The organism is Agathobaculum sp. Marseille-P7918 (genome assembly GCF_964248325.1).
GTDB lineage: Bacteria > Bacillota > Clostridia > Oscillospirales > Butyricicoccaceae > Agathobaculum.
The window spans coordinates 397,242-423,438 of the sequence record NZ_CAXTXI010000001.1 but is presented as its reverse complement, the minus strand read 5'-3'; the positions used below and the strand labels follow the sequence as shown (position 1 = coordinate 423,438).

At 55.8% G+C, this 26,197-nt stretch carries 24 protein-coding genes; 10 read left to right on the top strand and 14 right to left on the bottom strand.

Going from position 1 to position 26,197, the window contains the following annotated elements; translation table 11 throughout:
- Positions 1 to 85 precede the first annotated feature (85 nt).
- Positions 86 to 1,411: a sodium-dependent transporter gene (locus ACESSO_RS02095; protein ID WP_373163386.1), complete on the bottom strand. Its 1,326-nt coding sequence runs from the start codon at positions 1,409 to 1,411 to the stop codon at positions 86 to 88.
- A 230-nt stretch (positions 1,412 to 1,641) separates the two neighbouring features.
- Here ACESSO_RS02095 and ACESSO_RS02090 point away from each other — a divergent pair, with 230 nt between their 5' ends.
- The 6 genes from ACESSO_RS02090 to ACESSO_RS02065 all read left to right on the top strand — a co-directional run bounded on the left by ACESSO_RS02090 (position 1,642) and on the right by ACESSO_RS02065 (position 7,157).
- Positions 1,642 to 2,082 carry an ACT domain-containing protein gene (locus tag ACESSO_RS02090; protein ID WP_373163385.1) on the top strand — a complete coding sequence of 147 codons (441 nt, stop codon included), beginning with the start codon at positions 1,642 to 1,644 and terminating at the stop codon, positions 2,080 to 2,082.
- Between the two features lie 47 nt (positions 2,083 to 2,129).
- Positions 2,130 to 3,341 (top strand): homoserine dehydrogenase, encoded by a 1,212-nt coding sequence (locus ACESSO_RS02085; RefSeq protein ID WP_373163384.1) that lies wholly within the window; start codon positions 2,130 to 2,132, stop codon positions 3,339 to 3,341.
- A gap of 18 nt (positions 3,342 to 3,359) precedes the next feature.
- Positions 3,360 to 4,250, top strand: a complete 891-nt coding sequence (thrB, locus tag ACESSO_RS02080; RefSeq protein WP_373163383.1) for a homoserine kinase — start codon at positions 3,360 to 3,362, stop codon at positions 4,248 to 4,250.
- A 48-nt stretch (positions 4,251 to 4,298) separates the two neighbouring features.
- The gene (locus ACESSO_RS02075) at positions 4,299 to 5,507 is read left to right on the top strand and encodes an aspartate kinase (RefSeq protein WP_373163382.1); all 1,209 of its coding nucleotides are present in this window, start codon (positions 4,299 to 4,301) and stop codon (positions 5,505 to 5,507) included.
- A gap of 113 nt (positions 5,508 to 5,620) precedes the next feature.
- A complete protein-coding gene (locus tag ACESSO_RS02070; protein WP_373163381.1) occupies positions 5,621 to 5,809 on the top strand; it encodes a hypothetical protein in 189 nt (62 codons plus the stop codon).
- 166 nt (positions 5,810 to 5,975) lie between these two features.
- Positions 5,976 to 7,157, top strand: coding sequence for a helix-turn-helix domain-containing protein (locus tag ACESSO_RS02065; protein ID WP_373163380.1), 1,182 nt, complete (start codon positions 5,976 to 5,978; stop codon positions 7,155 to 7,157).
- A gap of 13 nt (positions 7,158 to 7,170) precedes the next feature.
- Here the strand turns inward: ACESSO_RS02065 and ACESSO_RS02060 are convergent, their stop codons facing one another.
- The 11 genes from ACESSO_RS02060 to ACESSO_RS02010 all read right to left on the bottom strand — a co-directional run bounded on the left by ACESSO_RS02060 (position 7,171) and on the right by ACESSO_RS02010 (position 18,681).
- Positions 7,171 to 7,821, bottom strand: a complete 651-nt coding sequence (locus tag ACESSO_RS02060; protein ID WP_373163379.1) for a ComF family protein — start codon at positions 7,819 to 7,821, stop codon at positions 7,171 to 7,173.
- Positions 7,822 to 7,874: 53 nt separating this feature from the next.
- Positions 7,875 to 9,053 carry an LL-diaminopimelate aminotransferase gene (locus tag ACESSO_RS02055; RefSeq protein WP_373163378.1) on the bottom strand — a complete coding sequence of 393 codons (1,179 nt, stop codon included), beginning with the start codon at positions 9,051 to 9,053 and terminating at the stop codon, positions 7,875 to 7,877.
- Complete coding sequence (locus ACESSO_RS02050; RefSeq protein WP_373163377.1) at positions 9,040 to 10,656, bottom strand: CTP synthase; 1,617 nt, start codon at positions 10,654 to 10,656, stop codon at positions 9,040 to 9,042. Before ACESSO_RS02050 ends, ACESSO_RS02055 begins: the two co-directional genes overlap by 14 nt.
- Entirely contained in the window at positions 10,653 to 11,498 is an 846-nt protein-coding gene (gene dapF / locus ACESSO_RS02045) for a diaminopimelate epimerase (protein ID WP_373163376.1), read from the bottom strand. The genes ACESSO_RS02050 and dapF overlap by 4 nt, the downstream gene beginning before the upstream one ends.
- Before the next feature lie 180 nt (positions 11,499 to 11,678).
- Complete coding sequence (locus ACESSO_RS02040; RefSeq protein ID WP_373163375.1) at positions 11,679 to 12,254, bottom strand: ANTAR domain-containing response regulator; 576 nt, start codon at positions 12,252 to 12,254, stop codon at positions 11,679 to 11,681.
- Between the two features lie 39 nt (positions 12,255 to 12,293).
- Positions 12,294 to 13,613, bottom strand: coding sequence for a glutamine synthetase family protein (locus ACESSO_RS02035; RefSeq protein WP_373163374.1), 1,320 nt, complete (start codon positions 13,611 to 13,613; stop codon positions 12,294 to 12,296).
- 50 nt (positions 13,614 to 13,663) lie between these two features.
- Positions 13,664 to 14,392: a glutamate synthase gene (locus ACESSO_RS02030; RefSeq protein ID WP_373163373.1), complete on the bottom strand. Its 729-nt coding sequence runs from the start codon at positions 14,390 to 14,392 to the stop codon at positions 13,664 to 13,666.
- Complete coding sequence (locus ACESSO_RS02025; protein ID WP_373163372.1) at positions 14,392 to 15,630, bottom strand: NAD(P)/FAD-dependent oxidoreductase; 1,239 nt, start codon at positions 15,628 to 15,630, stop codon at positions 14,392 to 14,394. The genes ACESSO_RS02030 and ACESSO_RS02025 overlap by 1 nt, the downstream gene beginning before the upstream one ends.
- A 5-nt stretch (positions 15,631 to 15,635) precedes the next feature.
- Complete coding sequence (locus tag ACESSO_RS02020; protein WP_297283904.1) at positions 15,636 to 16,064, bottom strand: 4Fe-4S dicluster domain-containing protein; 429 nt, start codon at positions 16,062 to 16,064, stop codon at positions 15,636 to 15,638.
- A gap of 14 nt (positions 16,065 to 16,078) precedes the next feature.
- The gene (locus ACESSO_RS02015) at positions 16,079 to 17,584 is read right to left on the bottom strand and encodes a glutamate synthase-related protein (RefSeq protein ID WP_373163371.1); all 1,506 of its coding nucleotides are present in this window, start codon (positions 17,582 to 17,584) and stop codon (positions 16,079 to 16,081) included.
- Positions 17,584 to 18,681 (bottom strand): glutamine amidotransferase family protein, encoded by a 1,098-nt coding sequence (locus tag ACESSO_RS02010; protein ID WP_373163370.1) that lies wholly within the window; start codon positions 18,679 to 18,681, stop codon positions 17,584 to 17,586. The genes ACESSO_RS02015 and ACESSO_RS02010 overlap by 1 nt, the downstream gene beginning before the upstream one ends.
- 480 nt (positions 18,682 to 19,161) lie before the next feature.
- Here ACESSO_RS02010 and ACESSO_RS02005 point away from each other — a divergent pair, with 480 nt between their 5' ends.
- The 3 genes from ACESSO_RS02005 to ACESSO_RS01995 all read left to right on the top strand — a co-directional run bounded on the left by ACESSO_RS02005 (position 19,162) and on the right by ACESSO_RS01995 (position 24,112).
- Positions 19,162 to 21,249, top strand: a complete 2,088-nt coding sequence (locus ACESSO_RS02005; RefSeq protein ID WP_373163369.1) for a glutamine synthetase III — start codon at positions 19,162 to 19,164, stop codon at positions 21,247 to 21,249.
- 302 nt (positions 21,250 to 21,551) lie between these two features.
- On the top strand, positions 21,552 to 23,282 hold the full coding sequence (locus ACESSO_RS02000; protein ID WP_373163368.1) for an ammonium transporter: 1,731 nt from the start codon (positions 21,552 to 21,554) through the stop codon (positions 23,280 to 23,282).
- Between the two features lie 206 nt (positions 23,283 to 23,488).
- Positions 23,489 to 24,112, top strand: coding sequence for a hypothetical protein (locus ACESSO_RS01995; RefSeq protein WP_373163367.1), 624 nt, complete (start codon positions 23,489 to 23,491; stop codon positions 24,110 to 24,112).
- A 91-nt stretch (positions 24,113 to 24,203) separates the two neighbouring features.
- On the opposite strand, the gene ACESSO_RS01990 is transcribed toward ACESSO_RS01995, so the two are convergent.
- Positions 24,204 to 24,410: a hypothetical protein gene (locus ACESSO_RS01990; protein WP_373163366.1), complete on the bottom strand. Its 207-nt coding sequence runs from the start codon at positions 24,408 to 24,410 to the stop codon at positions 24,204 to 24,206.
- 150 nt (positions 24,411 to 24,560) lie between these two features.
- On the opposite strand from ACESSO_RS01990, the gene ACESSO_RS01985 reads away from it, so the two are divergent.
- Positions 24,561 to 25,124: a hypothetical protein gene (locus ACESSO_RS01985; RefSeq protein WP_373163365.1), complete on the top strand. Its 564-nt coding sequence runs from the start codon at positions 24,561 to 24,563 to the stop codon at positions 25,122 to 25,124.
- 99 nt (positions 25,125 to 25,223) lie between these two features.
- Here ACESSO_RS01985 and ACESSO_RS01980 read toward each other — a convergent pair whose 3' ends face one another.
- Positions 25,224 to 26,171 carry an SH3 domain-containing protein gene (locus tag ACESSO_RS01980; RefSeq protein ID WP_373163364.1) on the bottom strand — a complete coding sequence of 316 codons (948 nt, stop codon included), beginning with the start codon at positions 26,169 to 26,171 and terminating at the stop codon, positions 25,224 to 25,226.
- Between the last annotated feature and the right edge of the window lie 26 nt (positions 26,172 to 26,197).

The window sequence follows — 26,197 nt, the reverse complement described above, 5'->3', positions numbered from 1 at the left end:
AATGAAAAATCCCACGGGAAACCGTGGGATTTTGTTTTATCGGTACAAGAAAAGGGAGCAGTTTTCCGCTCCCTTTTTCTTTGTTTCAGCCGATACCGCCGGGAATGACAAAGCTGCATATCACAACTAGGGCGGCGAGAAAAACATAGACATACTTGGCAAGAAAATCATATGCCGGGCTAAGGGGCTTGTCGCGACCTTCCATCAGCTCTTTCTTGATGGTCTTGACACCGAGCACCCAGTAGATCATCACAGCACCGAGGATTGCGCCGATCGGCACAACATAAATTGTGATAATATCCATCCAGCGGCCCATCAGGGCTTCCTGCTCAATCAGCAGGCCGACTGCGAGCGTTGCCGCGCCGGCCACCAGAACGGCAACCTTGCGACTGAGCTTGAGGCGCGTTTGCGCGGCCTCAGACACCGCTTCCAGCATGTTTGCCAGCGAAGTGATACCGGCAAACAGCACGGATATGAAGAACAGGAATGCAAACAGACGGCCCAGCGGCATCTGCTGGAACACGCGCGGCAGCGTGATGAACAGCAATTTGGGACCGGAGGCGGGGTCCAGTCCAAATGCGAATACAGACGGAATGACCGCGAAGCCTGCGAGCATGGCCGCACAGGTATCCAGAACAGCGGTCATACAGGAGGAGTGGACAACATCCTCTTTTTTGGAGAGGTAGGAACCATAGATAATCATGCCCGAGCCGGTCACCGACAGCGAGAAGAACGCCTGTCCCATCGCCATGATCCAGGTGTGGGGGTTGAGCAGATACTCCCACTGAGGGACGAGCAGGTACTTGTAGCCCTCCAGTGCACCCGGCAAAAAGAGCACGCGCACCGCAATAATCAGGAACAAAATGAAGAATGCGGGCATCATGACCTTGTTTATCTTTTCAATACCGCCCGAAACGCCGAAAATCAGGATGGCGACCGTCATTACCACAACGATTGCATGCCACGGTACACTCGACAGGTGCGTGGCGCTCATTTGTGCAAAAAAGATTTCCGGTTCGGTGGATATGAGCGTGCCGGTCAGTGCGCCGAACGCGCACCGTAAAACCCATCCCACGATAATCGAGTAGCCAATGGCGATGCCCAGCGAGCCGAACAGCGGAATGGCGCCCAGAATCGCGCCTCCCTTTTTCCCACGCGTTTTCATCGCGTATTCATAGGAGCCGATCGGACCTGTGCCGGTCAATCGGCCGAAGGCAAATTCACCCGACAGACCGACATAGCCGAACAGAGCGATAAACAGCAGGTAGGGGATGAGGAAGGCCGCACCGCCGTATTGTCCGGTGCGATAAGGAAACATCCAGATGTTGCCCATGCCGACCGCAGAGCCGACCGCCGCCAGCACGAAGCCAATTTTAGAGGTAAAGGTACCATTTACACTTTTCTGATGCATTTTTTCAATCTCCGGTTTCATTTCACAAGTCTATATAGTATATCACAACAGTGGGGATAAAGCCATACGCGATTTCACCAGAAAAGGACAAGCGCTTTGTCATATCCGACAAAAGCCTGTGCGGAAATTCGGGAAATTTATCAGTTATTCCCTTGCACTTAACGCCCGCTTATGGTATGATAGAAAAGCGTGAGAAAGACACATGTCTTTTTGGGGAGGACAAACAGCGCATGGTAAAACCAAAATACTATCTGGTCGAACGCACACTGCTGCCGGAAGTGTTCCAGCGTGTGATCGAAGCAAATGAGGCGATTGCCTCGGGCAGGGCGGCGACGGCGAGTGAGGCGGCGAAAATCGCCGGGCTGTCGCGCAGTGCGTATTACAAATATAAAGATGGTGTGCGTCCGTTTTTCGAGGCGACAACCGATCGGATCGTGACCTTCCACTTTATGCTGCACGACCAACCGGGCGTGTTATCGAGCATTTTGGGTCTGATGGCCCGTTCGGGTGCAAATTTACTGACGGTCAACCAGTCGATTCCGATGCGTGGTCAGGCATCCGTGACCATTGCCGCCCGTACCGGAGAGATGAAGTATTCGGTTGAGGAGCTGCTGCGCCGTGCGGAACAGATGGAAGGCGTAAGCAAGGTGGAAATTCTGGCATCCGAATAAAACTGACATTCGAATAAAAATAGAACCGAAGGAAAGGAAACGGGATTATGATAAAAGCAGCAATCTTGGGACATGGTACGGTTGGCTCCGGCGTATATGAGGTGTTTGAAATGAACGCCGAAAAAATCGCGCGTGTGGTTGGTCAGCCGGTCGAGGTGAAATATGTGCTCGATCTGCGCGATTTTTCCGCGCTGCCGTATGGGCACAAATTTGTTAACGACTTTTCGGTTATTGAAAACGACCCTGAGGTTACAGTCGTAGCCGAGGTCATGGGCGGTGTGGGTGCTGCCTACGAGTTTACACGCCGCTGCCTGCTCGCCGGCAAGAGCGTATGCACCTCTAATAAGGAGCTGGTTGCTACGCGCGGCGAGGAGCTGCTCAGAATTGCCGAGGAAAAGGGCGTAAACTATATGTTTGAAGCTTCGGTCGGCGGAGGTATTCCGATTATCCGGCCGATGGTGCAATGCCTTGCCGCCAATGAATTCAATGAGATTTGCGGTATTCTCAACGGAACGACCAACTACATCTTAACGCAGATGATTCATAACGGCGTCACCTTTGAGGATGCGCTCAAGCAGGCGCAGCTGAATGGCTATGCGGAAAAGGATCCGACGGCGGATATCGAGGGCCATGACGCTTGCCGCAAAATCTGTATTCTGGCGGATTTGGCCTTTGGCGATAAGTTTGACCCTGAGCAGGTGTCCTGCGAGGGCATCACCAAGATTACGCTGGAGGACGTAGCCAACGCCGATAAGCTGGGCTGTGTGATTAAGCTGCTCGGCCGCACGGTGCGGTGTGAGGACGGCACGGCTTATGCCTATGTTGCGCCGCACCTGATTCATAAGGAAAGCCCGCTGGCCGCGGTAGAAGATGTGTTTAACGCCATTATGGTCAACGGTAATGCCACGGGCGACGTGATGTTCTATGGCAAGGGTGCGGGCAAACTCGCCACTGCTTCGGCTGTTGTGGCGGATGTGCTTGACTGCATTGAACACGCAGACCACCGCCGCCGGATTTTCTGGGGCGATGGGTCGAAAAATTTGTTGCGTCCGCTTGACACACTGCAAAGCGCGTGGTATGTTCGTTTCAAGGGTGCATCGCGTGATTTGGAGGCATTGCTGCCGGTGGAAAGTCTGACCGAGCCGGTTAACGGCGTGACGGTGGTTAAGACGCGCAAACTGTCCACGTCGGAGATGCAAGACAAGATGGAAAAGCTGAACGCTTGTGGCGAAGTGCGTGCTGCCATGCGTATGCTGTAAGAGGAGGATAACAGGAAAATGGTTCGTGTTACTGTTCCGGCTACGAGCGCTAATATGGGCTCGGGCTACGACAGCATTGGCATTGCGCTCGAACTGTATAATGTGATTGATATGGAAGAAAGCGAGCGCATCGATATTTCGGATAAAAATGGTCAGTTTGTGCCAAAGGACGCGCGCAATCTGATTTATCAGTGTGCAAAACGGGTATACGATGAATGCGGTAAGACGCTTTCCGGTCTGAAAATTATTGAGGACTGTGCCATCCCGCAGACGCGCGGCCTGGGTTCATCCTCGGCCTGCACGGTTGCGGGCATTATGGGCGCGAATGCACTGCTGGGCGAGCCGCTCGACCGGCAGGCTGTCATCGACCTTGCTGCAACGATTGAAGGCCATCCGGATAACTCCACACCCGCTATTCTAGGCGGTTTCTGCGTGGCATTGCTGGAGAATGGCCATGTACATCACGTGCGTGTGCCGGTGCATAGCGCGATTGACTTTATCGTATTTATCCCGGATTTTAAGCTCTCGACCGAGAAGGCGCGTGCAGCATTACCCAAAACCATCTCACATCATGATGCGGTGTATAATCTGGCGCGCGCGGCGCTGCTTGCCGGCAGTCTGACAACCGGTAAGCTGGAAAATCTGGATGTGGCGACGGGGGACTGCCTGCACCAGCCATACCGCTTCAGCCTGATTGAAAACGGCGAGGACATTGTCCGCGAGGCGAAGCAGCTGGGGGCGCTGGGCGCATTCATTTCGGGCGCCGGCCCGTCTATCGTTGCGATGGTATATAAGGGGGACCGCGACTATCTGTCGCGTGCGCAGGCGGTCTGTGCGGAAAAATATCCGCATTGGAAGGCCGTACAGCTGCGCTGCGACGAGGTCGGTGCGACCGTGAAACGCATGTGAGCGAGGCCGCGTATGCGGCAGGCTATATAAGGAGGAAACGGAATCAGTATGAGTCTTATTGTGCAAAAGTTCGGCGGCACTTCGGTGGCGGATACCGAACGGCTGAGAAATGTTGCGGATATTGTCACCAAGACTGCGCAGGCCGGCAACAAGGTGGTTGTTGTGGTCTCCGCACAGGGAGATACTACCGATGACCTGATTGCTAAGGCGGCGGAGCTGAATGAACATCCGTCCAAGCGTGAGATGGATGTGCTGCTTAATACCGGTGAGATGATTTCAATGTCGCTGCTGGCGATGGCGATTCAGAAGCTCGGCTTTTCGGTTGTGTCGCTGACCGGTTGGCAGATTGGTCTGGAAACCAACAGCAATTATTCGGATGCGCGCATCAAGCGCATCGTGGGGGACCGCCTGCAGGCAGAGCTGGATAACGGAAAAATCTGCATCGTGGCAGGCTTCCAGGGCATCAACAAGCTCGGAGATGTGACGACGCTCGGCCGCGGCGGATCGGATACGACCGCTGTTGCGATTGCAGCGACGCTGGGGGCTGACCTGTGCCAGATTTATACCGATGTCGACGGCGTATACACCGCAGACCCGCGTATCGTATCCAATGCGCGCAAGCTGGATGCAATTACGTATGATGAAATGCTGGAGCTGGCGTCGCTCGGCGCGCAGGTTCTGCACAATCGCTCGGTGGAGATGGCGAAAAAATACAACGTCGACCTGGAGGTCGTTTCGAGCTTTACCCGCAATCCGGGTACGAAAGTCAAGGAGGGTTCTCACATGGAAAAAATGAATGTATCGGGCGTGGCCCGTGATAATAATTGTGCGCGTGTGGCCATTATCAATGTAGCGGATACCCCGGGCACGGCGTTCAAGGTGTTTTCGCTTATGGCCAAGCACAATGTCAATATCGACATCATCCTCCAATCGGTTGGACGTGACAATAAAAAGTCCATCTCCTTTACCATTCGTGAGGATGACGCGGAACGCGTCGGCAAAATTCTGGAGGAAAACGCCGAAATGCTCGGCTATGAGGATGTTTCGATCAACACCAAGGTTGCCAAGGTATCTATCGTTGGTGCGGGTATGGCATCCTCTGCGGGCGTTGCATCCAAGATGTTTGAGGCATTGGCTATGGCCGGCATCAATATCCGCATGATCTCCACCTCGGAAATCAAGATTTCTGTTCTGATTAACGAGGAGGACAGCGAGAAGGCGGTCAAGGCCATCCATGAGGAATTCTTCAGCGAATAAGGCATCACTGAGAATTTGATAAAAAAATAACGAACCTGATTGACAAGCTCAGTCAGGTTCGTTATAATATTATTGTCATAATATTATCAATCGGCAGGAAAGGATGTTATGTTATGAAGAAACTCTGGTGCTTGTTCCGGCGCCGGTTTGCTACCGGAAATGATAAAATGTGCGTTGCATTTTCTGAGACAGAGGGCCGTGTTCGTGCTTGCCCTTATGAGACCGAGGAGGAAGCAAAGGCCAAGTGTCCGGAATATGCGTTTAACAACCGTCATGATGGTGATGGCGAGGGAGTCGAATAAACCTGCGTTACTTATTGGCAAGAAGCCCCGAAGGAGACGTCTTTCGGGGCTTTTTTCGTCGGAAAAGCCGGAGGCAACCACTGGTTGACAAAAAGAAACGCCGGGTTGGTGGCGTTTTTCCGGTATTTCAGGCACACTGAAAGCACAGAAAGGCAGGTGTCGGAATATGACAACAGGGGAGAAAATTGCAGCGCTTCGGCGTGAGAAGGGCTTGAGTCAGGAAGTACTGGGCGAGAAACTGGGGCTGTCCCGGCAGGCGGTAAGCAAATGGGAGTCCGATCAGGCTGTGCCGACAATGGATAATCTGGTGGAACTGAGCCGACTGTTTGACGTGCCGGTGGATACGCTGCTGCGGCCGGACGAGCCGCTGCCGGATAAAGAGCAGAAGTCGTCGGAATGGATGAAACTCGCACCGGACGGCTTTAAGATCACGTATTCGCCGGTGCTGACCAAAAAGACAAAGTGGTTCATCATTGCAGTTGCACTATTGCTGTTTGTGAGCGTCATTGGGAATTTATTTTCGATCGGATATGTACAAATGCTGCAAACGCAAGTAGAAAATCTGCGGTTGCGTGTAGAAGCTATGTCCGCACAGATGCAGCAGTCAGGTGCGGAATACGCTCCGGCAGAGGGGCAAACCGAAGAAGATGCCTTGTCGGATTATGACATCGCTTATGATCTGAAATATAGCCCGAACAAGACAGTAACGACCACGCTTGAATTGTCTCTGTCCGCGCGGCCTAAGGAACTGAACCCGGATACCGATATCCCAAAGTTCACGATTCAGAGCGCGGGCAAAAGCTGGACGTGTGCTGCGATTCTGGAGCAGGATAATTCGTATGTGGGCAGCACGGAGATTCCACTGCGGGATGCATTTACCGTGTACCTGACGCTGACCGACCGCGAGAGTGGTACGGTACGCAATCTGCTGCTGGAAACGCTGAGCGGGATTTCAAATGAATATCGGCTTCAATTTGATTATCAGTGGCTGGATGAGCAAGGAGAAGCCTTACTGGATGGCAGCGCTATTACGTCAGAAAATGGCAGCACGACGATTCGAGGGTGGCTCCAGTACCGGTTCTACAATGCGTGGTCGGATCAATTTCGTGCTTATCCGGTAAAATGCAGATTGATTCTGCGGGAGGGTGACACGGAACTCAAAAGCCTGGAGATGAGCGCGGCAGAGTATAACGAAGAGAATGGGCAATATTATGCTTATGGTGAGCCTGATTGGACAGTACTGAAGTCTTTTGAGGACTTGGAACTAATTGCAGAAGTGACCGACAGCTATGGACGAGTATATGAATGGCATATTTATGATTACGCAATAGAAAAAGCCGGCCCGTGAGGGACGGCTTTTTCTATTTACCAGACGTGTGTGCCGCAGCCAGCACATACACCCTCACTGCGCCCATCTCACGCAGCAGCTTGACCGCTGCCGCCGCTGTTGCGCCCGTGGTGATAATGTCATCTAGCAGCACGACCGACTTGCCATGCACCTCGGCGTTTTCTCGCGGCAGCAGCGCCCGTTCCGCGTTTTTCTGCCGTGCGGCCACATCTTTCTGTGCGGACTGCTTGGGCGTAAACGCACGCTTGCGCAGCGTTGCCCGACAGGGCAGGCCAAGCGGTTCTGCGACGGCTTTGGCCAGCAGTTCGGCCTGATTGTAGCCGCGCTCGCGTCTCCGCAGCCAGCCAATTGGCATGAAGGTGACAAGGTCGGGCTGCCATGCGTTCAGACGGTCAGCCAGCAGCGGCAGCATCTGCGCGGCGAACCAGTCTGCATAGTGCTGTTTGTGCTGGAATTTGAACCGCTGCATTGCGTTTCTCACCTTGCCGGTGTAGTACAGCGCGGCGGCTGCATCCACCGCGCCCGGAATACAGATGGTTTCCGTGCAGCGGTAGCACTGCCGTACCTCGGCGGCACAGTCCGAGCACAGCATCGCTTTGCCCGTGCCGGCGGCGGGCAGCATTTCACCGCACAGTACGCACCGTTTGGTAAATAAAACTCCCATGCGTATTCCTCCTGCAAGAAAAAAGGGCTGTCTCAACGGACAGCCCTTTGATGTTACTTGGAAAGCAGCTTTTTCAGACGCTCCGCTGCCTCGAGCGTACGCTTCTGGTCGCCGAAAGCGGTCAGACGGAAGAAGCCTTCACCATTCTTGCCAAAGCCTTCGCCCGGCGTGCCGACCACGTTGGCATTCTCGAGCAGATAGTCGAAGAACTCCCACGAACCCATACCGTTCGGGCACTTGAGCCACAGATACGGGCTGGACTTGCCGCCGGTGTACCAGATACCGAGCGAATCGAGTGTTTCGGAGAGCACCTTGGCGTTCTGCTTGTAGTAGCCGAGAGTTTCCTTGATCTGCTTCATGCCTTCCTCGGTAAAGCACGCTGCCGCACCCTTCTGCACGATGTAGGGAACGCCGTTGAACTTGGTGGTCTGGCGGCGCAGCCACATCTTGTTCAGCTTGCCGTCCATGAGCGCCTGCGGGACAACCGTCCAGCCGCAGCGTGTGCCGGTAAAGCCCGCCATCTTGGAGAACGAGCAGAACTCGATGGCACAGGTCTTTGCTCCCTCGATTTCATAGATGGAACGGGGCAGATTCTCATCCTCGATGAAGCATTCATAGGCTGCATCATACAGGATAACGGCATTCTGCGCATTGGCGTAATCCACCCAAGCCTTGAGGCCTGCGCGGTCGTATGCCGCACCGGTCGGGTTGTTGGGCGAGCAGATATAGATGATATCCGCTTTGACGGAAGCGTCCGGCAGCGGCAGGAAACCGTTTTCTGCGGTCGCCTCCATGAACACAACCTTACGGCCTGCCATGACATTGGTGTCCACATACACCGGGTAAACCGGGTCGGGGATGAGCACGGTGTTATCCGTGCCAAAGATGTCGAGGATGTTGCCGAGGTCGCTCTTGGCACCGTCCGAAATGAAGATTTCGTTGGTGTCGAGCGTGACGCCGTGGGTTTTGTAGTAGCCGACGAGGGCTTCGTGCAGAAAGCCGTAGCCCTGTTCGTCGCCGTAGCCGTGGAAGGTTTCCTGCTTTGCCTGATCCTCGACCGCCGCGTGCAGCGCGTCGATGACGGCAGGCACGAGCGGACGGGTGACGTCGCCGATGCCCAGACGGATGATGTCCGCTTCCGGGTGGGCGGCGGAATATTCGTTTACCTTGCGTGCGATCGTGGAGAACAGATAGCTCTGCTCCAGATCGTCATAGTGCTTATTGATCTGCATGTTCTTTGCTCCTTTTCAGCGATGCTGCGACAAACGCCTTGAACAGCGGATGCGCGCGATTGGGACGGGACTTGAACTCGGGGTGGAACTGCACGCCGATGTAGAACGGATGGTTGGGAATTTCGACGGTTTCCACCAGCTCACCCGTGGGGGAAGTGCCGGTGATATGCATGCCGTGGCTTTCGATCTGCTCACGGAAGTTGTTGTTGAATTCATAGCGATGGCGGTGGCGTTCGGAGATCATCTCCGCGCCGTAGGCCGAAGCCATGATGGTATCCGGACGGATTTTGCACGGATACGCACCCAGACGCATTGTGCCGCCCTTTTTGGAAATGCCCTGCTGGCTTTCCATCAGGTCGATGACCGGATGGGTGGAATCCGGGTCAAACTCGGAGGAGTTTGCGTCCTCAAAGCCGAGCACATTGCGTGCATAGCTCATGACTGCAATCTGCATGCCGAGACAGATGCCGAAGTAGGGGATGCCCTGTGTGCGCGCATAGTTCGCTGCGCAGATCATGCCCTCAATACCGCGCGGACCGAAGCCGCCGGGCAGGATGATGCCGTCGACCTCGCCGAGCAGCTTGTCCACGGTTGAATCGTTGATTTCCTCGGAATCAACCCAGTCGATGTCGACGAAGCAGCCGGTTTCATAGCCGCCGTGCTGCAATGCCTCTGCAACCGAGAGGTATGCGTCGTGCAGCTTGACATACTTGCCGACCAACGCGATTTTGACATGCTCTTTACGGGAGGCGATGCGCTCAAGCATCGCAACCCAATCGCTCATATCGCCCTTGGGCGCGCCGATGGCAAGCTCACGGCAGACGATGTCGGACAGGTGGCTCTCCTCGAGCATCATGGGCGCCTGATACAGCACGGGCAGCGTGCGGTTTTCGATTACGCAGTCCTCCTGCACGGTGCAGAACAGCGAAATCTTGCGCTTGATGTCGTCGTCGAGCGGCTGATCGACACGCGCGACGATGATGTCCGGGGAAATGCCCAGACCGCGCAGCTCCTTGACCGAGTGCTGGGTGGGCTTGCTCTTGGGTTCGTTCGATCCGGAGATGAACGGCACAAGCGTAACGTGAATAAACAGGCAGTTGCGGCGGCCGACCTCGGTCGCCACCTGACGGATGGCTTCGAGGAACGGCTGGGACTCGATATCGCCGGTTGTGCCGCCGATCTCAGTGATGACTACGTCTGCTGAGGTCTTTTTGCCAACCGAGTAGATAAACGACTTGATTTCGTTCGTGATGTGCGGGATAACCTGCACGGTTTCACCCAGATACTCGCCCGCGCGCTCCTTGTTCAGGACGTTCCAGTACACCTTACCGGTAGTCAGGTTGGAGAATTTATTGAGGTCCTCGTCGATGAAGCGCTCATAGTGGCCGAGGTCGAGGTCGGTCTCCGCGCCGTCGTCGGTGACATAAACCTCGCCATGCTGGAACGGGCTCATCGTACCGGGGTCAACATTGATATACGGGTCCAGCTTTTGCGCGGCAACCTTGAGGCCGCGGCTTTTGAGCAGGCGGCCGAGCGACGCGGCCGTGATGCCCTTGCCCAGACCAGAGACAACGCCGCCGGTCACAAAAATATATTTTGTCATAACTCGATTTCCCCCTTAAATACGGTTGTTGCCGCGCCCGTCATGAACACGGTCTGGTCGGTGTAGCGCACGGTCAGGTCGCCGCCGCGCAGATGTACGGTGATATCCTCGCCTTTTTGTGCGCGTCCGGTCAGCACTGCGGCCACGCCCACCGCGCATGCGCCTGTACCGCAGGCCCAGGTTTCACCCGAACCGCGCTCCCACACGCGCATCTTGAGCGTGCCGTCCGGCAGGACGTTCACGAACTCGGTGTTGACGCGCTCAGGGAACAGCGCATGGTGCTCAAATTTGGGGCCGATCCGCTCGAGGTCCAGCCCGTCAATGTCCTCATCGAGGAAGATGACGCAGTGCGGGTTGCCCATGGAGACGCAGGTCATGTGGTATACCTTTTCGTCTACGACGATTGGCGCGCCGATGACCGTGTCGCCTTCGAGGTCAACCGGAATGTCGGCAGGCTTCAAGATGGCCGCGCCCATGTCCACGCGAGCAGATGTCATTTTGCCGTCTTTGACGGTCAGCTCAAGTGTTTTTACGCCCGAAAGCGTGTCGACCGTGATGGTGGTGCGTCCGTCGGTCATACCGTTGTCGTACAGATATTTGCCGACGCAGCGAATGCCGTTGCCGCACATCTTGCCCTCCGACCCGTCGGCGTTGAAGATGCGCATCTGCGCATCCGCTTTGTCCGAAGGGGAGATAAGGATGATGCCGTCGCCGCCGATGCCGAAGTGCGGCTCACTCAGCCGGACGGAGAGCGACGCAGGATCGGGTACCGTCTGGTCAAAACAGTTGAAATAAATGTAGTTGTTGCCGCAGCCGTGCATCTTGGTGAAGGACAGCTTCAAGCGGGCTCCCTCCTTGATAAAACAAAAAATGGTATATGAGCAGACCGATCAGCAGGCAGTTGCTCATATACCATTTAGTATATCATAATCCGTCGGGAATTTCTCTATCCATTTCAAAAAAAGGGGAAAAAATTTGTCGCAGCGAGATGGATAGTTTGGGCGGTATCGCACAAAAGCGGGTCATTCCGGCGTGCCGCCGGAGATAATATGTTCCGCAATTTCCCGCTTGGTGCGCCGCTGATTCATGGCCTGTTGTTCGATATAGGCGTGTGCTTCGGGCTCACTCATCGAGCAGCATTCAATCAGCAGGCACTTGGCGCGGTCAACCAGACGGATATTCTCGATGCGCTGCTGTAAACGACGGTTTTCCTTGCGCAGGCCGGTCAGCCGCGAACGTGCGGCGCGCGTCATGCGCAGTGCCTGTAAAAACAGCACGCGCGAAAGTGGCTTGGGTATGACGAACACGCCGTCGTCCTCTACTTTTTCGGCAACGCTGTCGGCTACCTCTGCTTTCGCGAGCAGGATAACGCCTGCAAGCGTGTCGCACGCAGCGGTTTGCGCCAGCTCGTGGCCGAACTCGTCCGGCAGCGGCGTATTGACCAGAACCAGATCAAAGTCGCCGTCCACCAGTGCGCGGCGGGCCTCTGAACCGGAGGAGACCGCAACAGTTTTGGCCTGCACACCGCAGGAGGTGAGAAATTGTGTTAGCATGGCATGGGATTTTTGCGTGGCGGAAACGATCATAATGCGTTCCAAGCAGCGTTTCCCTCCTTTCGGGTAAGGATGGGAGTGAAATCAGTAGCGCTCGAAGTACAGCGCACGCTCAGCGGAAAAACGGTCGTCCGCCAGCGCAATGCGGTCATGCTCGACCTGCTTGGCAGCAAAAAACGCTTCGCGCGTTTTGACCGGCAGGTGACGGGCGATAAAGAGACTGTCCTGTGCGCAGCGGATGGCTTCGCACAACGAACCGGGCAGCGCCTGATACTGGGCGCGCACCGCGTCCGAGGCGGTGAACAGGCTGTCATTGCACGCGGGAGCAAGGGGGAGGTGTTGTTCGATGCCGTCCAGACCCGCGTGGATGAGCAGAGCAAAGACGATATAGGGATTGATGCAGCCGTCGAACGAGCGTACTTTCATGCGGTTGGCCAGTTTGCCGTTTGCCAGTGGCACGGCAATCAGCGGCGAGCGGTTCTGATGCGACCAGGTAATATACTTGGGTGCTTCAAACTCGCCCAGACGTTGGAACGAGTTGGTCAGCGGATTGCCGAATATGGTCATTTCCGCTGCGTGCTGTAAAATGCCCGCAACAAAGCTGCGTCCTGCTTCGCTTTGGTCAAAGCCCGGATGGAACAGGTTTTCTCCATTCCGCATGATGGAAATGGACAGGTGCAGGCCGCTGCCGGGAATGCTGGGCAGGGGTTTTGGCAGGAACGAAGCGTACAGGCCGCTCGATGCGGCCATGGATTTGACCACCCATTTAAAGGTGACAAAATTATCTGCAGCCTCAAGCGCTTCTGCATAGCGGAAGTCGATTTCGTGCTGTCCCGGGCCTTGCTCATGATGCGAAGATTCCGGCTGGATATTCATTTCCTCGAGCGTCAGGCAGATTTGACGACGCACGTTTTCGGCCTTGTCCAGCGGCGCCACGTCGAAATATTCGCCGTGGTCGTGCGGAATGATGGTGGGATGCCCGTTTTCATCCAGCTCGAACAGGTAAAACTCGCTTGCTGTACCCATTGTGATGGAATAACCCGACTGACGGGCGCGGCGGCTTGCTTCACGGAGCAGACGGCGACCGTCGCCCTCGAAGGGCGTGCCGTCCGGATACCGGATATCGCAGTAGAAACGCACCACACGTCCCTGTGCAGGTCGCCACGGCAGCACGGACAGCGTTGCCGGGTCGGGGAATAACAGCAGGTCGGAGGCGTCCACGTTGAGGAAGCCGCGCAGCGAGGATGCATTGAAGTGGATGCCGTGTTCAAACGCACGGGTCAGCTCGGTTGGCATGATGGCAATATTTTTCTGGTTGCCGAAGATATCGCAAAAGGCCAGACGGATGAATTTAACGTCATTCTCCTCGATAAATTGTATGACTTCGTGCATGGTGGTATCCATAAGAGCCGCGCTCCTCTCTGAAAAGTATGATATGCCGATGAGGCACAAAATCAGGATTCATAGGTATAAAGCTGATGATAACCGGCCTCCGGATTGGGGGACAGTACATAATATTGCTGCCCGAGCAGAGCGGCAGCGTCGCCGCCGAAATGACGGCAGTATTCCTCAACATACGGCGCGATGCCGTCAAGGTCCGCCTGCGACGCCGGGCTGACCAGCACCTGACGCGGCAGACCGGCCGGGGCTTTATCACATCTTAACACAATTTTGCCGCCGTGCATACCGGTGCCGCAGAAATTTCCTGCAGGGTATGCGCCGTTTTGTCCTTGGCCCAGTACCAGAATCAGGCCGCCGGCCTGATATTCGCCCAGGAACGAGCCGGCTTTGCCGCCGATAACGATGACGGGAAAGTGCTGCTCATAGGCCTTCATATGAATGCCGCCGCGATAGCCGCAGTCGCCTTGGATGAAAATGCGGCCGCCGCGCATGCCGTAGCCGCAGGCGTCGCCCACGTTGCCATGGATGATGATGTCACCTTTGTTCATGGTGTCGCCGACCGCTTCCTGTGCGTTGCCGAACACCTCGATGGTCGATCCGCTCAGGTACTGTCCAAGGCCGTTGCCGGGCGTGCCGTGGATGGTGATGGTGTGATCCGCTGAGCCGCAGCCGATGTATCGCTGGCCGATTACGTTTTCGACCGTGATGTCGGTGTCGTCAATCGCGCGAATCTGCTCATTGAGCTGCTGGTAATAGGTAAGATTTGCCTGTACGGTGGTCATCAGTGTGCGCCTCCTAACTTTTTCGCGCGTTCGGCGCGGGAGAATGCCATCAGCTGCGGCTTTTCACGAATGAGGTCGAAGTCGATGGTGTCGAGTGGGGTGCGCTCGCGGATAAGAGAGGTATAGATGCCCGCACGGTCCACATCGCCGATCATGATGAAGCCGACCAGATGATTGTCGCGCGTCACCAGCAGTTTGTAGTGTTCTTCGTCCTGCTCGAGATAGGTGTCGCCGTCGTAAGAGCCGGCAGTAATCATATGCAGGCCCATAAAGCCGGATGCGTTCATGGGGATGGCCTTTTCAAAGGACGTTTTGCCGCCCGCCATGTTGCGGCCTGCGGCTTCGCCCTGCATATAGGCGTTAGGCAGGATGGCGAGAATACGGTCGGTGTCCGAAGTGATGTCATGCGATACCGTGCAGTCGCCCGCTGCGTAAATGTCCGGCACGGTGGTGGCGGAGCGGTTGTCGGTCAGGATGCCGCGGTTCACTTCGCAGCCTGCCTCGGCGGCAAGCTCGGTGTTCGGCCGCACGCCGACCGCGATGACCAGCACGTCAAAGTCAATCGTGCCGCCGCTTTGCAGGGTGGCGGTGCCGCCGTCAAAGCGGGCGACGCTGTCGCCAAGGATGAAGTGCACGCCTTTGCTTTCGATGTGCTTCTGGATAATGGCGGCAGGCGCTTCAGTCAATACGTTAGGCAGAATGCGAGGGGCAAGGTCGATGACCGTCAGCTCTTTGACACGCTGATAGATGCCCTCAGCACATTTCAGACCAATCAGGCCCGCGCCGATGATGAGCACCCGCTTGTCGTTGCCCTCACCCAGCATGGTGTTCAGACGCTTGGCATCGTCGAGTGTCATAAAGCTGGTCTTGTTCTGCACGGTTTCCAGCCCCTCCATGGGCGGGACGAACGGCCGCGAGCCGGTGCAGATGCACAGCTTGTCATAGGGGACGGTCTCGCCGCCTTCGAGCAGCACGGTCTTTGCCGCAGGGTCGATTTTCGTGACGGTGCGGCCCAGCATGGTTTTAACACCGTTTGTCTCGTAAAAGTCGACCGGACGGTAGTGCAGCATTTTGTCCTCGGTCGTTTTGCCAAGCAGCAGATAGGAGATCAGCGGACGGCCGTACACCGGATAAATCTCATCCGAAATGACCGTGATGGGACCGGTGGGATCGACGGCGCGGATGCCCTCAATCGTGCCGACCGCAGCAGTGCCGTTGCCAATAATCACGTAATTCATGCGTTTCACCTCTCCTCGTATACAATGGCCTTGTTCGGACAGCCCTGTACGCACATGGGCTGGCCAAACTCGTTCTTGGCGCACAGCTCGCACTTCTGGATAGCGCCCTCGTTGGAGGTGGACAGCGCACCGTACGGACAGGACAGGATGCAGGTGTAGCAGCCGACGCACTTGTCCGAGTCGATCTGCACCGCACCGTCCACAATGGTCAGCGCGCCCGAAATGCAGCCCTTGACGCACAGCGGGTCGGTGCAGTGGCGGCAGTTGACTGCAAAGGAAATGTTGTTGCGCTCCTCAATGCGGATACGCGGCGCAATTTTATGGTCTTTGAGCGCCTTGACCATCGAGGACTTGCCCGAGTTGGCAAAGGCGCAGTAATATTCGCACAAATGGCAGCCGAGGCACCATTTTTCGTTGACATAAACCCGTTTCATCGTTGCTTTCCTCCTTATTCGCCCGCATGCTTAATGCCAAGGATATCAAGCTCCTTCTGGGTCAGGCCCAGACCGCGCAGCATCAGTCGATTGCCGCGCAGCGCTTCAATCGAGTTGATGCCCATGCCGCCCATCATTTCCTTAAGCTCGTGGTCCCACGCGGTGACCAGATTGATCAGCCGCTGGGAGCCGATGTCGGGGTTGAGACGCTTGACCAGCTCGGGACGCTGGGTTGCAATACCCCAGTTGCACTTGCCGGTCTGGCAGGAGCGGCACAGATGGCAGCCGAGCGCGAGCAGAGCGGAGGTGGCGATGTAGCATGCGTCCGCGCCGAGCGCGATGGCTTTCAAAAGATCGGCCGAGTTGCGAATCGAGCCGCCGACAACCACGGAAACCTGATCGCGGATGCCTTCATCGCGCAGTCGCTGATCGACCGCGGCGAGCGCCAGCTCGATCGGAATGCCGACATTGTCGCGGATGCGAGTCGGGGCGGCACCTGTGCCGCCGCGGTAGCCGTCGATGCAGATGACGTCCGCGCCCGAACGGGCAATGCCCGAGGCAATTGCCGCAACATTATGTACGGCTGCAATTTTGACCATGACCGGCTTTTTGTACTCGGTTGCTTCCTTGAGCGAGAATACCAGCTGCCGCAGGTCCTCAATGGAGTAGATGTCGTGGTGCGGGGCGGGGGAGATGGCGTCCGTGCCCTCCGGAATCATGCGGGTCTTGGAGATGTCCGGACCGACCTTGTGGCCGGGCAGATGGCCGCCGATGCCGGGCTTTGCGCCCTGGCCCATTTTGATTTCGATGGCCGCGCCCGCTTCCAGATAGTCTTTGTGCACGCCGAAGCGGCCGGAGGCAACCTGTACGATGGTGTGTGGACCATACTGGTAGAAGTCCTGATGCAGGCCGCCCTCGCCGGTGTTGTAGTAGGTACCCAGCGCGCAGGCAGCACGGGCAAGCGATTCATGCGCGTTGTAGGAAATCGAGCCGTAGCTCATCGCAGAGAACATGACCGGCACGTTCAGCTCGAGCTGCGGGGACATATTGGGAACCAGACGGCCGTTTTCGTCGCGCGTAATCTTGCCCGGCTTTTTGCCAAGGAAGGTTTTGGTTTCCATCGGCTCGCGCAGCGGGTCGATCGAGGGGTTGGTGACCTGCGAGGCGTTGATGAGGATTTTATCCCAGTAGATGGGGTATGGCTCCGGGTTGCCCATGGAGGACAGCAGCACACCGCCTGAGCCTGCCTGACGGTAGACCTCGGAAATGGCTTTGCCCGTCCAGTTGGCGTTTTCCTTAAAGGTGTGGTCGGTCTTGACGATTTTTAACGCGCGTGTCGGGCAGAGCGAGACACAGCGGTGGCAGTTGACGCATTTGCTCTCGTCCACCATCATTTTTTCAAATTCCGGATCGTAAAAATGCACTTCGTTGGCGCACTGCCGCTCACAAGCACGGCAGGCGATGCAGCGGTCGTAATTGCGCACGACCTCGTACTGCGGATACAGAAAATCAATAGCCATTACTGCTTCCCTCCGTCGTTTAAGCTCACAATGACAGCCTCTCCGCCGCGCGGCGCCCATACCCGGTCAAGCTCGGGCGCAATCACGCGGATGGCACATTCTTCTGAGGCGATGTATACAGTTTCGTCCTTTTCGCCGACTACCATGCTGCGCAGCTTGAGGCGGTCGTTGAGCGCCATCAGTCCGCCTTCGTATCCAACCAGAATGGAGAACGGACCGGTGACCATCAGAGAGGCGAATGCGTTGCGCAGATAGGTCAGTCGCTCACGCTCGGCTGGCTCCTGCTTTTCAATGGTAGACCAGAACGGTGCAGCGATGACGCGGCTGATCTCCTCGAGCGTCAGCCCGAGCTTGCGGCCAAGATAATCAATGATGTAAGTGATGACCTCGGTGTCAGTCAGTAGGTCGCACGAATAGCCGAACATTTCAATAAAACGACGGTTTGCATCATAAGAGGAAATTTCGCCGTTATGCACGACCGTGGTGTCCAGCAGTGCGAACGGATGCGCGCCGCCCCACCAGCCGGGGGTGTTGGTCGGGTAGCGGCCGTGGCAGGTCCACGAATAGGCTTCGTAGTCCTCCAACCGGTAGAATTCGCCCACGTCCTCCGGGAAACCGGAGGCCTTGAATACGCCCATGTTCTTACCCGAAGAGAAAATGTAAGCGCCGTCCAGCGTGTGGTTAATGCGGATGACGAAGCGGGCGACGAATTCGCGCTCGTCGAGCTGACTAGCCGTCAGCTTGGTGTGCAGGGGGGTAACGAAATAGCGCCAAATCATCGGCTCGTCAGTGATGCGGGGATGGCGGCGTGTCGGAATCTTGGAAAGATTGACGATGTCGAAGTGCCGCTCCAGCTCTTTTTCACATTCGTCTTTGGCGTTCTGCGTATCATAGAATACATGGAACGCATAGAAATCTGCGTACTCGGGATAAATACCATAGCCGGCGAAGCCGCCGCCCAGACCATTGGAACGGTCGTGCATGGTGCGGATGGAGTCGATGATGCGCGTGCCGTTCTCCCGTGTGCCGTCCTTGTGGAAGATGCCGGAGATCGCACAGCCGGCGGGAATACGGATTTTGCCTTCTTTTTGCAACATGGTGCTTCCTCCTTTATATATGCGCGTTGCAGGGCGTCCCGCTCAGGGGAAGCCGGCCGCCGGCGCGCTTTCATCGGGAAACCGCTGCCGGGGCGGAAAAATAGGATACGATATAAAAAAGGCGTCCACGATAACCGGAGACCGCCTTTTTTTGATCTCCGGTTATCGTGGACGCCTTTGTCCTTTTCCTATTGTATAGCACAACGGGGGACAGCGTCAAGCGGGAAAACGGTGGAAAACATTATTTTTTCACAATTTGCATAGAATCACCGATACATTTTCGGCAGGTTTTCAGAAGGTTGCATCAAATCGTTTCTTCTGGTGAAAAAGAGTGTTCGGAGACCTTGACAAAGGAGGGTTTGCCCGCTATAATGCAAGGTGTTAACAGCAAAGGCGCTGTGGGAACACGACCCGCAGCGCCTGTTTTGTTATATTCCATTCGTTGGGTAATAAATTCACATATAAAGGAGCGAACCATTCATGAACACAGCAAAGAATGTTCCGGAGTTGTTCGGCAGCATGGTCTTTAACGAGACCGTGATGAAGGAACGTCTGCCCAAGGACGTTTACAGAAAGCTGAAGAAAACCATGCGGGAAGGTACGGCCATTGATGCTGACGTTGCTGCGGTAGTGGCAACGGCGATGAAGGACTGGGCGGTGTCCAAAGGCGCAACACACTACACCCACTGGTTCCAGCCAATGACCGGCGTGACGGCGGAAAAGCACGATTCCTTTATTTCCCCCACGGATGACGGCAGCGTAATGATGGAGTTTTCCGGCAAGGAACTGATTAAGGGCGAGCCGGATGCCTCTTCGTTCCCGTCCGGCGGTCTGCGCGCGACCTTCGAGGCCCGCGGCTATACCGCGTGGGACCCCACCAGCTATGCGTTCGTCAAGGACGGTTCGCTCTATATTCCGACGGCGTTCTGCTCTTATACCGGCGAAATTCTCGACAAAAAGACCCCGCTGCTGCGTTCGATGGAAGCCATCAGCACGCAGGCATGCCGCGTGCTTAAACTGTTCGGCAAGAATGTTCGCCGCGTGACTACAACGGTCGGCCCTGAGCAGGAGTACTTCCTCATTGACAAAAAGGACTATGCGCAGCGTAAGGACCTGATTTTCACCGGCCGCACCCTGTTCGGCGCAAAGCCGCCCAAGGGACAGGAGATGGAGGACCACTACTTCGGCTCTATCCGTCCGCGCGTTGCCGCATTCATGCAGGAGCTGGATGAGGAGCTGTGGAAGCTCGGCATCTTTGCCAAGACCAAGCACAACGAGGTTGCGCCCGCTCAGCACGAGATGGCGCCGGTGTTCACCACCACCAACATCGCAACCGACCACAACCAGCTGACCATGGAGGTCATGAAGCGCGTGGCGCAGAAGCACGGCTTCATCTGCCTGATGCACGAAAAGCCGTTTGACGGTGTTAACGGTTCCGGTAAGCACAACAACTGGTCGATTTCGACCGACGAGGGCGAAAATCTGCTCGAACCGGGCAAGACCCCGAGCGAGAATGCACAGTTCCTGCTGTTCCTGACTGCGGTCATCAAGGCAGTGGACGAATATCAGGATTTGCTGCGCATTTCGGTTGCCTCTGCGGGCAACGACCATCGTCTGGGCGCAAATGAAGCTCCTCCGGCTATCGTTTCCATGTTCATTGGTGACGAGCTGCAGGCGATTCTCGACGCGATTGAGTCCGGTGAGGATTACACCGACATGGCCAAGACCAAGATGGATCTGGGCGTTTCCGTTCTGCCGGATATCCCGAAGGACACGACCGACCGCAACCGTACCTCGCCCTTTGCCTTTACCGGCAACAAGTTTGAGTTCCGTATGCTGGGTTCCGCGATCAACATCGCCTGCCCGAACATTATGATTAACACGGCGGTAGCCGAGGAACTTCGCCTGTTCGCGGATGAACTGGAGAAGGCGGACGACTTCAAATCTGCATTGGTGGCACTCATCAAGCGCGAAATCAAGGCGCACAAGCGCATCATCTTCAACGGCAACGGCTATGACGACGCTTGGGTGACCGAGGCAGAGGCGCGCGGTCTGCATAACCTCAAGTCTACGGCGGACGCACTGCCGCACTATACGGATGAGGCCAACGTCGAGCTGTTCACCCGTCACGGCGTATACAGCCGCGTGGAGATGGAATCCCGTGAGGAAGCGCTGCTGGAGGAGTATTACAAGACGCTGCACATCGAGGCCCTGACCATGAGCGACATGGTGCGCGAGGAGATTCTGCCGGCTTGTGTTGCGTATCAGAGCGATTTGGCCAAAACGGTCAAGAATAAGAAGGAGGCCGGCGTTGCGGGTGGCATGGAGGCCGATCTGCTGGGCCGCGTATCCGCGCTGACCGAGGAGCTGTACACCAAGGGCCGTGCATTGGATGCGGCGGTAGCGGAAGCGCCCGCTGCGGACGCGGAGACGGTCGCCAATTACTATCACGATACCATTCTGCCTGCAATGGATGCGGTTCGTGCACCGGCCGATCAGCTGGAAATGCTGGTGGGCAAGAAGTACTGGCCGTTCCCGACCTACTCGGATATCCTCTTCTATGTTTAAAACGTATAGGGGGCTTCATAAGCCCCCTATGTACGGGACTTGGTTCCGAAAGAAACCAAGTCCTGATACCCGAACGGCGCGGCTACAGGCCGCTGGGTCGGGGGATCAAATGCCCCGGCAAAGCTGGGTCATTGGATGCAAACCGTGATACGGTTTGCGGAATCATACCGCGCAGCGCGCGGAAAATAAGTTCTTGCATACTTGTATATATCTATCTTCGTACACAATGGCGTGTGTTTCCTGTTTGCCCAAAAGGGCGGCAGGGGATACACGCCATTTTAATTTTTTAGGGGGTTTTAACAATGGATTTCAATGCACTTGCGACCTCGATGGATGTCGGCTGGACACTGATTGCCGCAGCGCTCGTATTCTTTATGCAGGCGGGCTTTGCAATGGTGGAAACCGGCTTTACCCGCGCGAAAAACGCAGGTAACATCATCATGAAGAACCTGATGGACTTCAGCCTCGGCACGCCGATTTTCTGGCTGGTGGGCTTCGGCATTATGTTTGGTTCGATGAACGGCTTTTTCGGTGGCTTTGACTTTCTGGCCGACGGTGTCGTAGGGGAAGGCTACAACTGGACCACACTCATTTTCCAGACTGTGTTCTGCGCGACGGCTGCAACGATTGTTTCCGGATCTATGGCGGAGCGCACCAAGTTCTCGGCCTACTGCATTTACTCCATGATCATTTCGGCCATCATTTATCCGATCTCCGGTCACTGGATCTGGGGCGGTGGCTGGCTTGCTGAACTGGGCTTCCATGATTTCGCTGGATCCACGGCGGTACATATGGTTGGCGGCGTCGCAGCGTTCATCGGTGCGGCCATCCTTGGACCTCGTATCGGTAAATATACCAAGGACGGCAAGGTGCGTGCAATTCCCGGCCATTCGTTGACGCTGGGTGCGTTGGGTGTATTCATCCTGTGGTTCTGCTGGTTTGGTTTCAACGGCGGCTCGACGGTTGCCCTGTCCGGTGAGGGCGCTGAGGTTGCGGCCCGTGTCTTTGTGACCACCAACATGGCAGCTGCGGTTGCGACCGTGACGGTGATGTGCATCACTTGGATTCGTTACAAGAAGCCGGATGTTTCCATGACATTGAACGGTTCGCTGGCCGGTCTGGTTGCCATCACGGCAGGCTGCGACACGGTTACGCCCTTTGGTGCAGCAGTCATTGGCATTATTGCAGGTTTTGTTGTGGTATTTGGTATTGAATTTGTCGATCAGAAGCTCAAGGTTGACGATCCGGTCGGTGCGGTTGGCGTACATGGTCTGTGCGGTGCGACCGGTACGCTGATGGTCGGTCTGTTCGGTTATTATGCTTACGGAAGCACTGAGGTTGCGCCGGTCGGTCTGTTTTATGGCGGTGGCGCACATGCGCTGGCCATTCAGGCGCTCGGCATGGTAGCGGTCATTGCGTGGGTTGCCATTGCGATGACGATTGTATTCCAGATCATCAAGCATACCATTGGTCTGCGTGTCACCGAAGCAGAAGAAATCATGGGTCTCGACAAGCCCGAACATGGCCTGTCCTCGGCGTATGCGGACTTCATGCCGGTGGTGCCGAACGTACTGGGCACCAAGGCGGCCGAAAAGGCAGCATCCATGCTGGACACCATTCCGGTTGCGGTTGAGAAGGCAGTGCCGGTCACTAAGGTTACTACCGAGGGCAGTGATCACAAGCTGACCAAAATTGTTATCGTCACCAAACAGTCCAAGTTTGAAGTGCTCAAGGATGCACTGGGTGCAATCGGCGTATCCGGCATGACGGTGACCAACGTCATTGGCTGCGGCGTCCAGAAGGGTGCGGCGGAGTATTACCGTGGTGCAGAAGTGGATATGACATTACTGCCCAAAATCAAGATGGAAGTCGTTGTGTCCAAGGTGCCGGTGGAGACTGTTGTTGAAACGGTCAAGAAGGTACTGTACACCGGTCATATCGGCGATGGTAAAATCTTTGTTTACGACGTGGAGAACGTCATCAAGGTGCGCACGGGCGCAGAGGGCTTTGATGCCTTGCAGGACGATGAGTAAATTACTGGGGCAGTCCTGCGCTGCCTGACAAGTTGCAATCACAGCAGAAAAGCCGCCCAATCGGGCGGCTTTTGTTGTGCAGTGATAGAAATTGGCGTCAAATTTTCTCGAAAAAAGAGAAAAAACGAATGTGGTAACCTCTGCAGCCGTTTAACCGTGGCTGCTATACGGTTGATATACGCTTCTTCTATCGCATCGAGTGCGAGGTGAGCTGCGTGGTCGGCCGTCCGCGTATCATCGATGGCTTGGCTGTATTTGACAAGCGCGTGGTACTGTTCGGCGGCGAAGGCGGCGCCCGTATCTTCTCTTCCCGTTATGTGGAGGACGGCATGGATGTTCAGCTTGCGCCCGACAGCAACAAGCCGACCGCTGTGGTCGAGGTGGTTGACCCCATTGTGCTGGACGCGCGCGTGGTTGCGCCGGAGACTTCGTGCAACTGCTGCTGCTGCGCACTGCATGAGGTACCGCGCCCGATTTGCTCCTGCTTCGGCGGTGATAATTTGGTGCTGGATAACGACGGCTATCAGCTGTTCGTTACGCTCGGCCAGTTTGCCATCATCCGTCTGGAGCGCGATATCCAGCTGCTTATGCCGGCCTATGACATCTGCCTGCCGCGCCGCGACTGCTCGAACAGCGGCGTAGGCGGCGAGCAGGATCCCTGCGAGATTTTTGCAAACTTTGAGTTCCCGATTGATGAATTCTTCCCGCCCAAGCAGGAATGCGGCGAGAATCTGTGCGGCACGCTGGGTGGCGGCTCGAACGGCTGTGGCTGCGGCAGCGGCAACAGCAATTCGGGTGGCTGCGGCTGTGGCAGCAAGTGCGGCGGCTGAGTCGAACGGTTACTGCACCAAACGGAAAAGGGACGCTCCGAAAGGAGCGCCCCTTTTTGTGTGTCATGGATGGTACGTTATGCCGGAGCACTTACCGGTATTGACCGCCTATCAAAGCGTCGTATACGCTTTGTGTGGTTTCGCTGTCATATTGCCCGATGGCCTGCGTCTGTCCCAATACGGTCAGCATGGCAAGCGCCAGAATCCGCGTCGAGTCCTGCGGATTATACGGACCGGCACGGAACACAAGCGAACAGACAATGTTCAAGCCGACAAAGGTAACAGGAAAAATCTTCATATGTAACCTCTTTGGTTATTTGTAAAATACGGGAGAGGAGTGCGGCTGAGTTGGCTCATGCACGTCGGCACAGAGCCGAAGGGTACATGGGATACATAAGCGTGGCTGCCGACGCATAGAATGAGCGTGTAGGAAGGGGGCGGCGCTGGGATGCAGGAAGAAAGAAGCCCTGTCTATACTATTATTCTGGGCGTATGTATGCTTCTGTGTTTGCTGATGATTGGCAGAATGCTGCTGGGTCATCCGGAGCAGGAGGCTTCGCCGGAAGCGGGCGGTCCGACTTTACCGGAGCAGGAGGAGACGGGAATGGAATTGCGCGAAACGGATTTATGTGAGTTGATAGAGCAGGCTCTGCCAATAACGGTGCGGGAAATCACCGCGCAGATTGGAGCGGATGAAACGATTTCCGTGGTGGTATTGGTGCGTAAGCAGGATTTACAGGAGAGTGGGCTGGTGCCGGGGGGATTGCGTACTGCGCTGTTGTTTCTGCCGGATGAGTGCCGTATGTATGGGGTATGGACGGCTTCCGTGGCGGAAGGGAAGATTGGGCTGCAATGTGAAAATGCGGAAATTGGCGGAATTTCCGTACCGGCGGAACTGATTACGGCGTTAACCGATCAGGTAGCGGCATCCATCAATGCGTATTTGGCGAAAGCAGGCTTGGAGCCGAAAAAGCTGGAATGGACAGACGGTTCGTTACGGTTGACAGCGTAGAAAACAAAGTGCTCCGCATGGGAGACTGCAAAGTATGCAATAGAAAAAACGGCATGGCCAAATTGGCCATGCCGTTTCAAAGCATAGGGTTGTCCTTTTTTAATCAAAAATAACGCGGCCGCCACCCTGGAAACGGGTCAGATAGTTGCCGGTAAGCGGCTCATACTTGACCACTTCGCCGGTATGCGGGGAGTGGATGAACGTATCGTCGCCGACATAGATGCCCACGTGACTGATGGAAGAGGCGCTGCTGCCGAAGAATACCAGATCGCCCGGCTCAAGATCCTCCAGCGCTACGCGCGTGGTTGCGTCAAACTGGGACTGGGCAACACGCGGAATGGAGCCGACCGTGTTGGCAAAAACATACGAGGTAAAGCCGGAGCAGTCAAAGCCGCTCGGCGTGCTACCACCGTATACATACGGGGTTCCGAGGAACTGTGCGGCATAGTCCAAAACCTCTGCACGCTTCTCACTGGTGCCGGTATAGGAAACCACATTGGTGGAAGGTACGATAGTCTCGGAAGTGTTAGAATTATTGGTAGCGGAGCTGCCGGAATTGGAGCTTGCGCTCTGTACGCCGGAGAAACTGATATAGTCCGGATGTACATAACCGGTCTTGCCATTATATGTAACCTTATACCAGTTGCTCTGCACGCCGGTCACGTCAACAACCGTGCCGCTTTTCAAAGACGCAAGCACACCGGAAGAGGTACTCGGCTGTGAACGGAAGTTTACCGTGGTGTCGCAGACAATTTTTGCCTTGCCGAGCGAAAAATCGGTGACGGTTGTGCCGGTCAGATATTCACCGCTGACATAGCCTTCCTTGCCATTGGCAACAACCTTATACCAGCTGCTGCTGTTGTTCAGAACGGCAACAACGGTATTCTGCGACAGCGTGGCGATGACCTCACCGCCGGGAGATTCACGCAGATACAGCGCATCCGCCTTCACCTTTGCCTGATACATAGCCAGCGAATTGGGAAGAAGCATGGATACGGCAAGCATGCCGGTGACGGCGATGCGGAATAATTTCTTTGTGGATTTCATGGATAAGCCTCCGTTTGTCAAAGCAA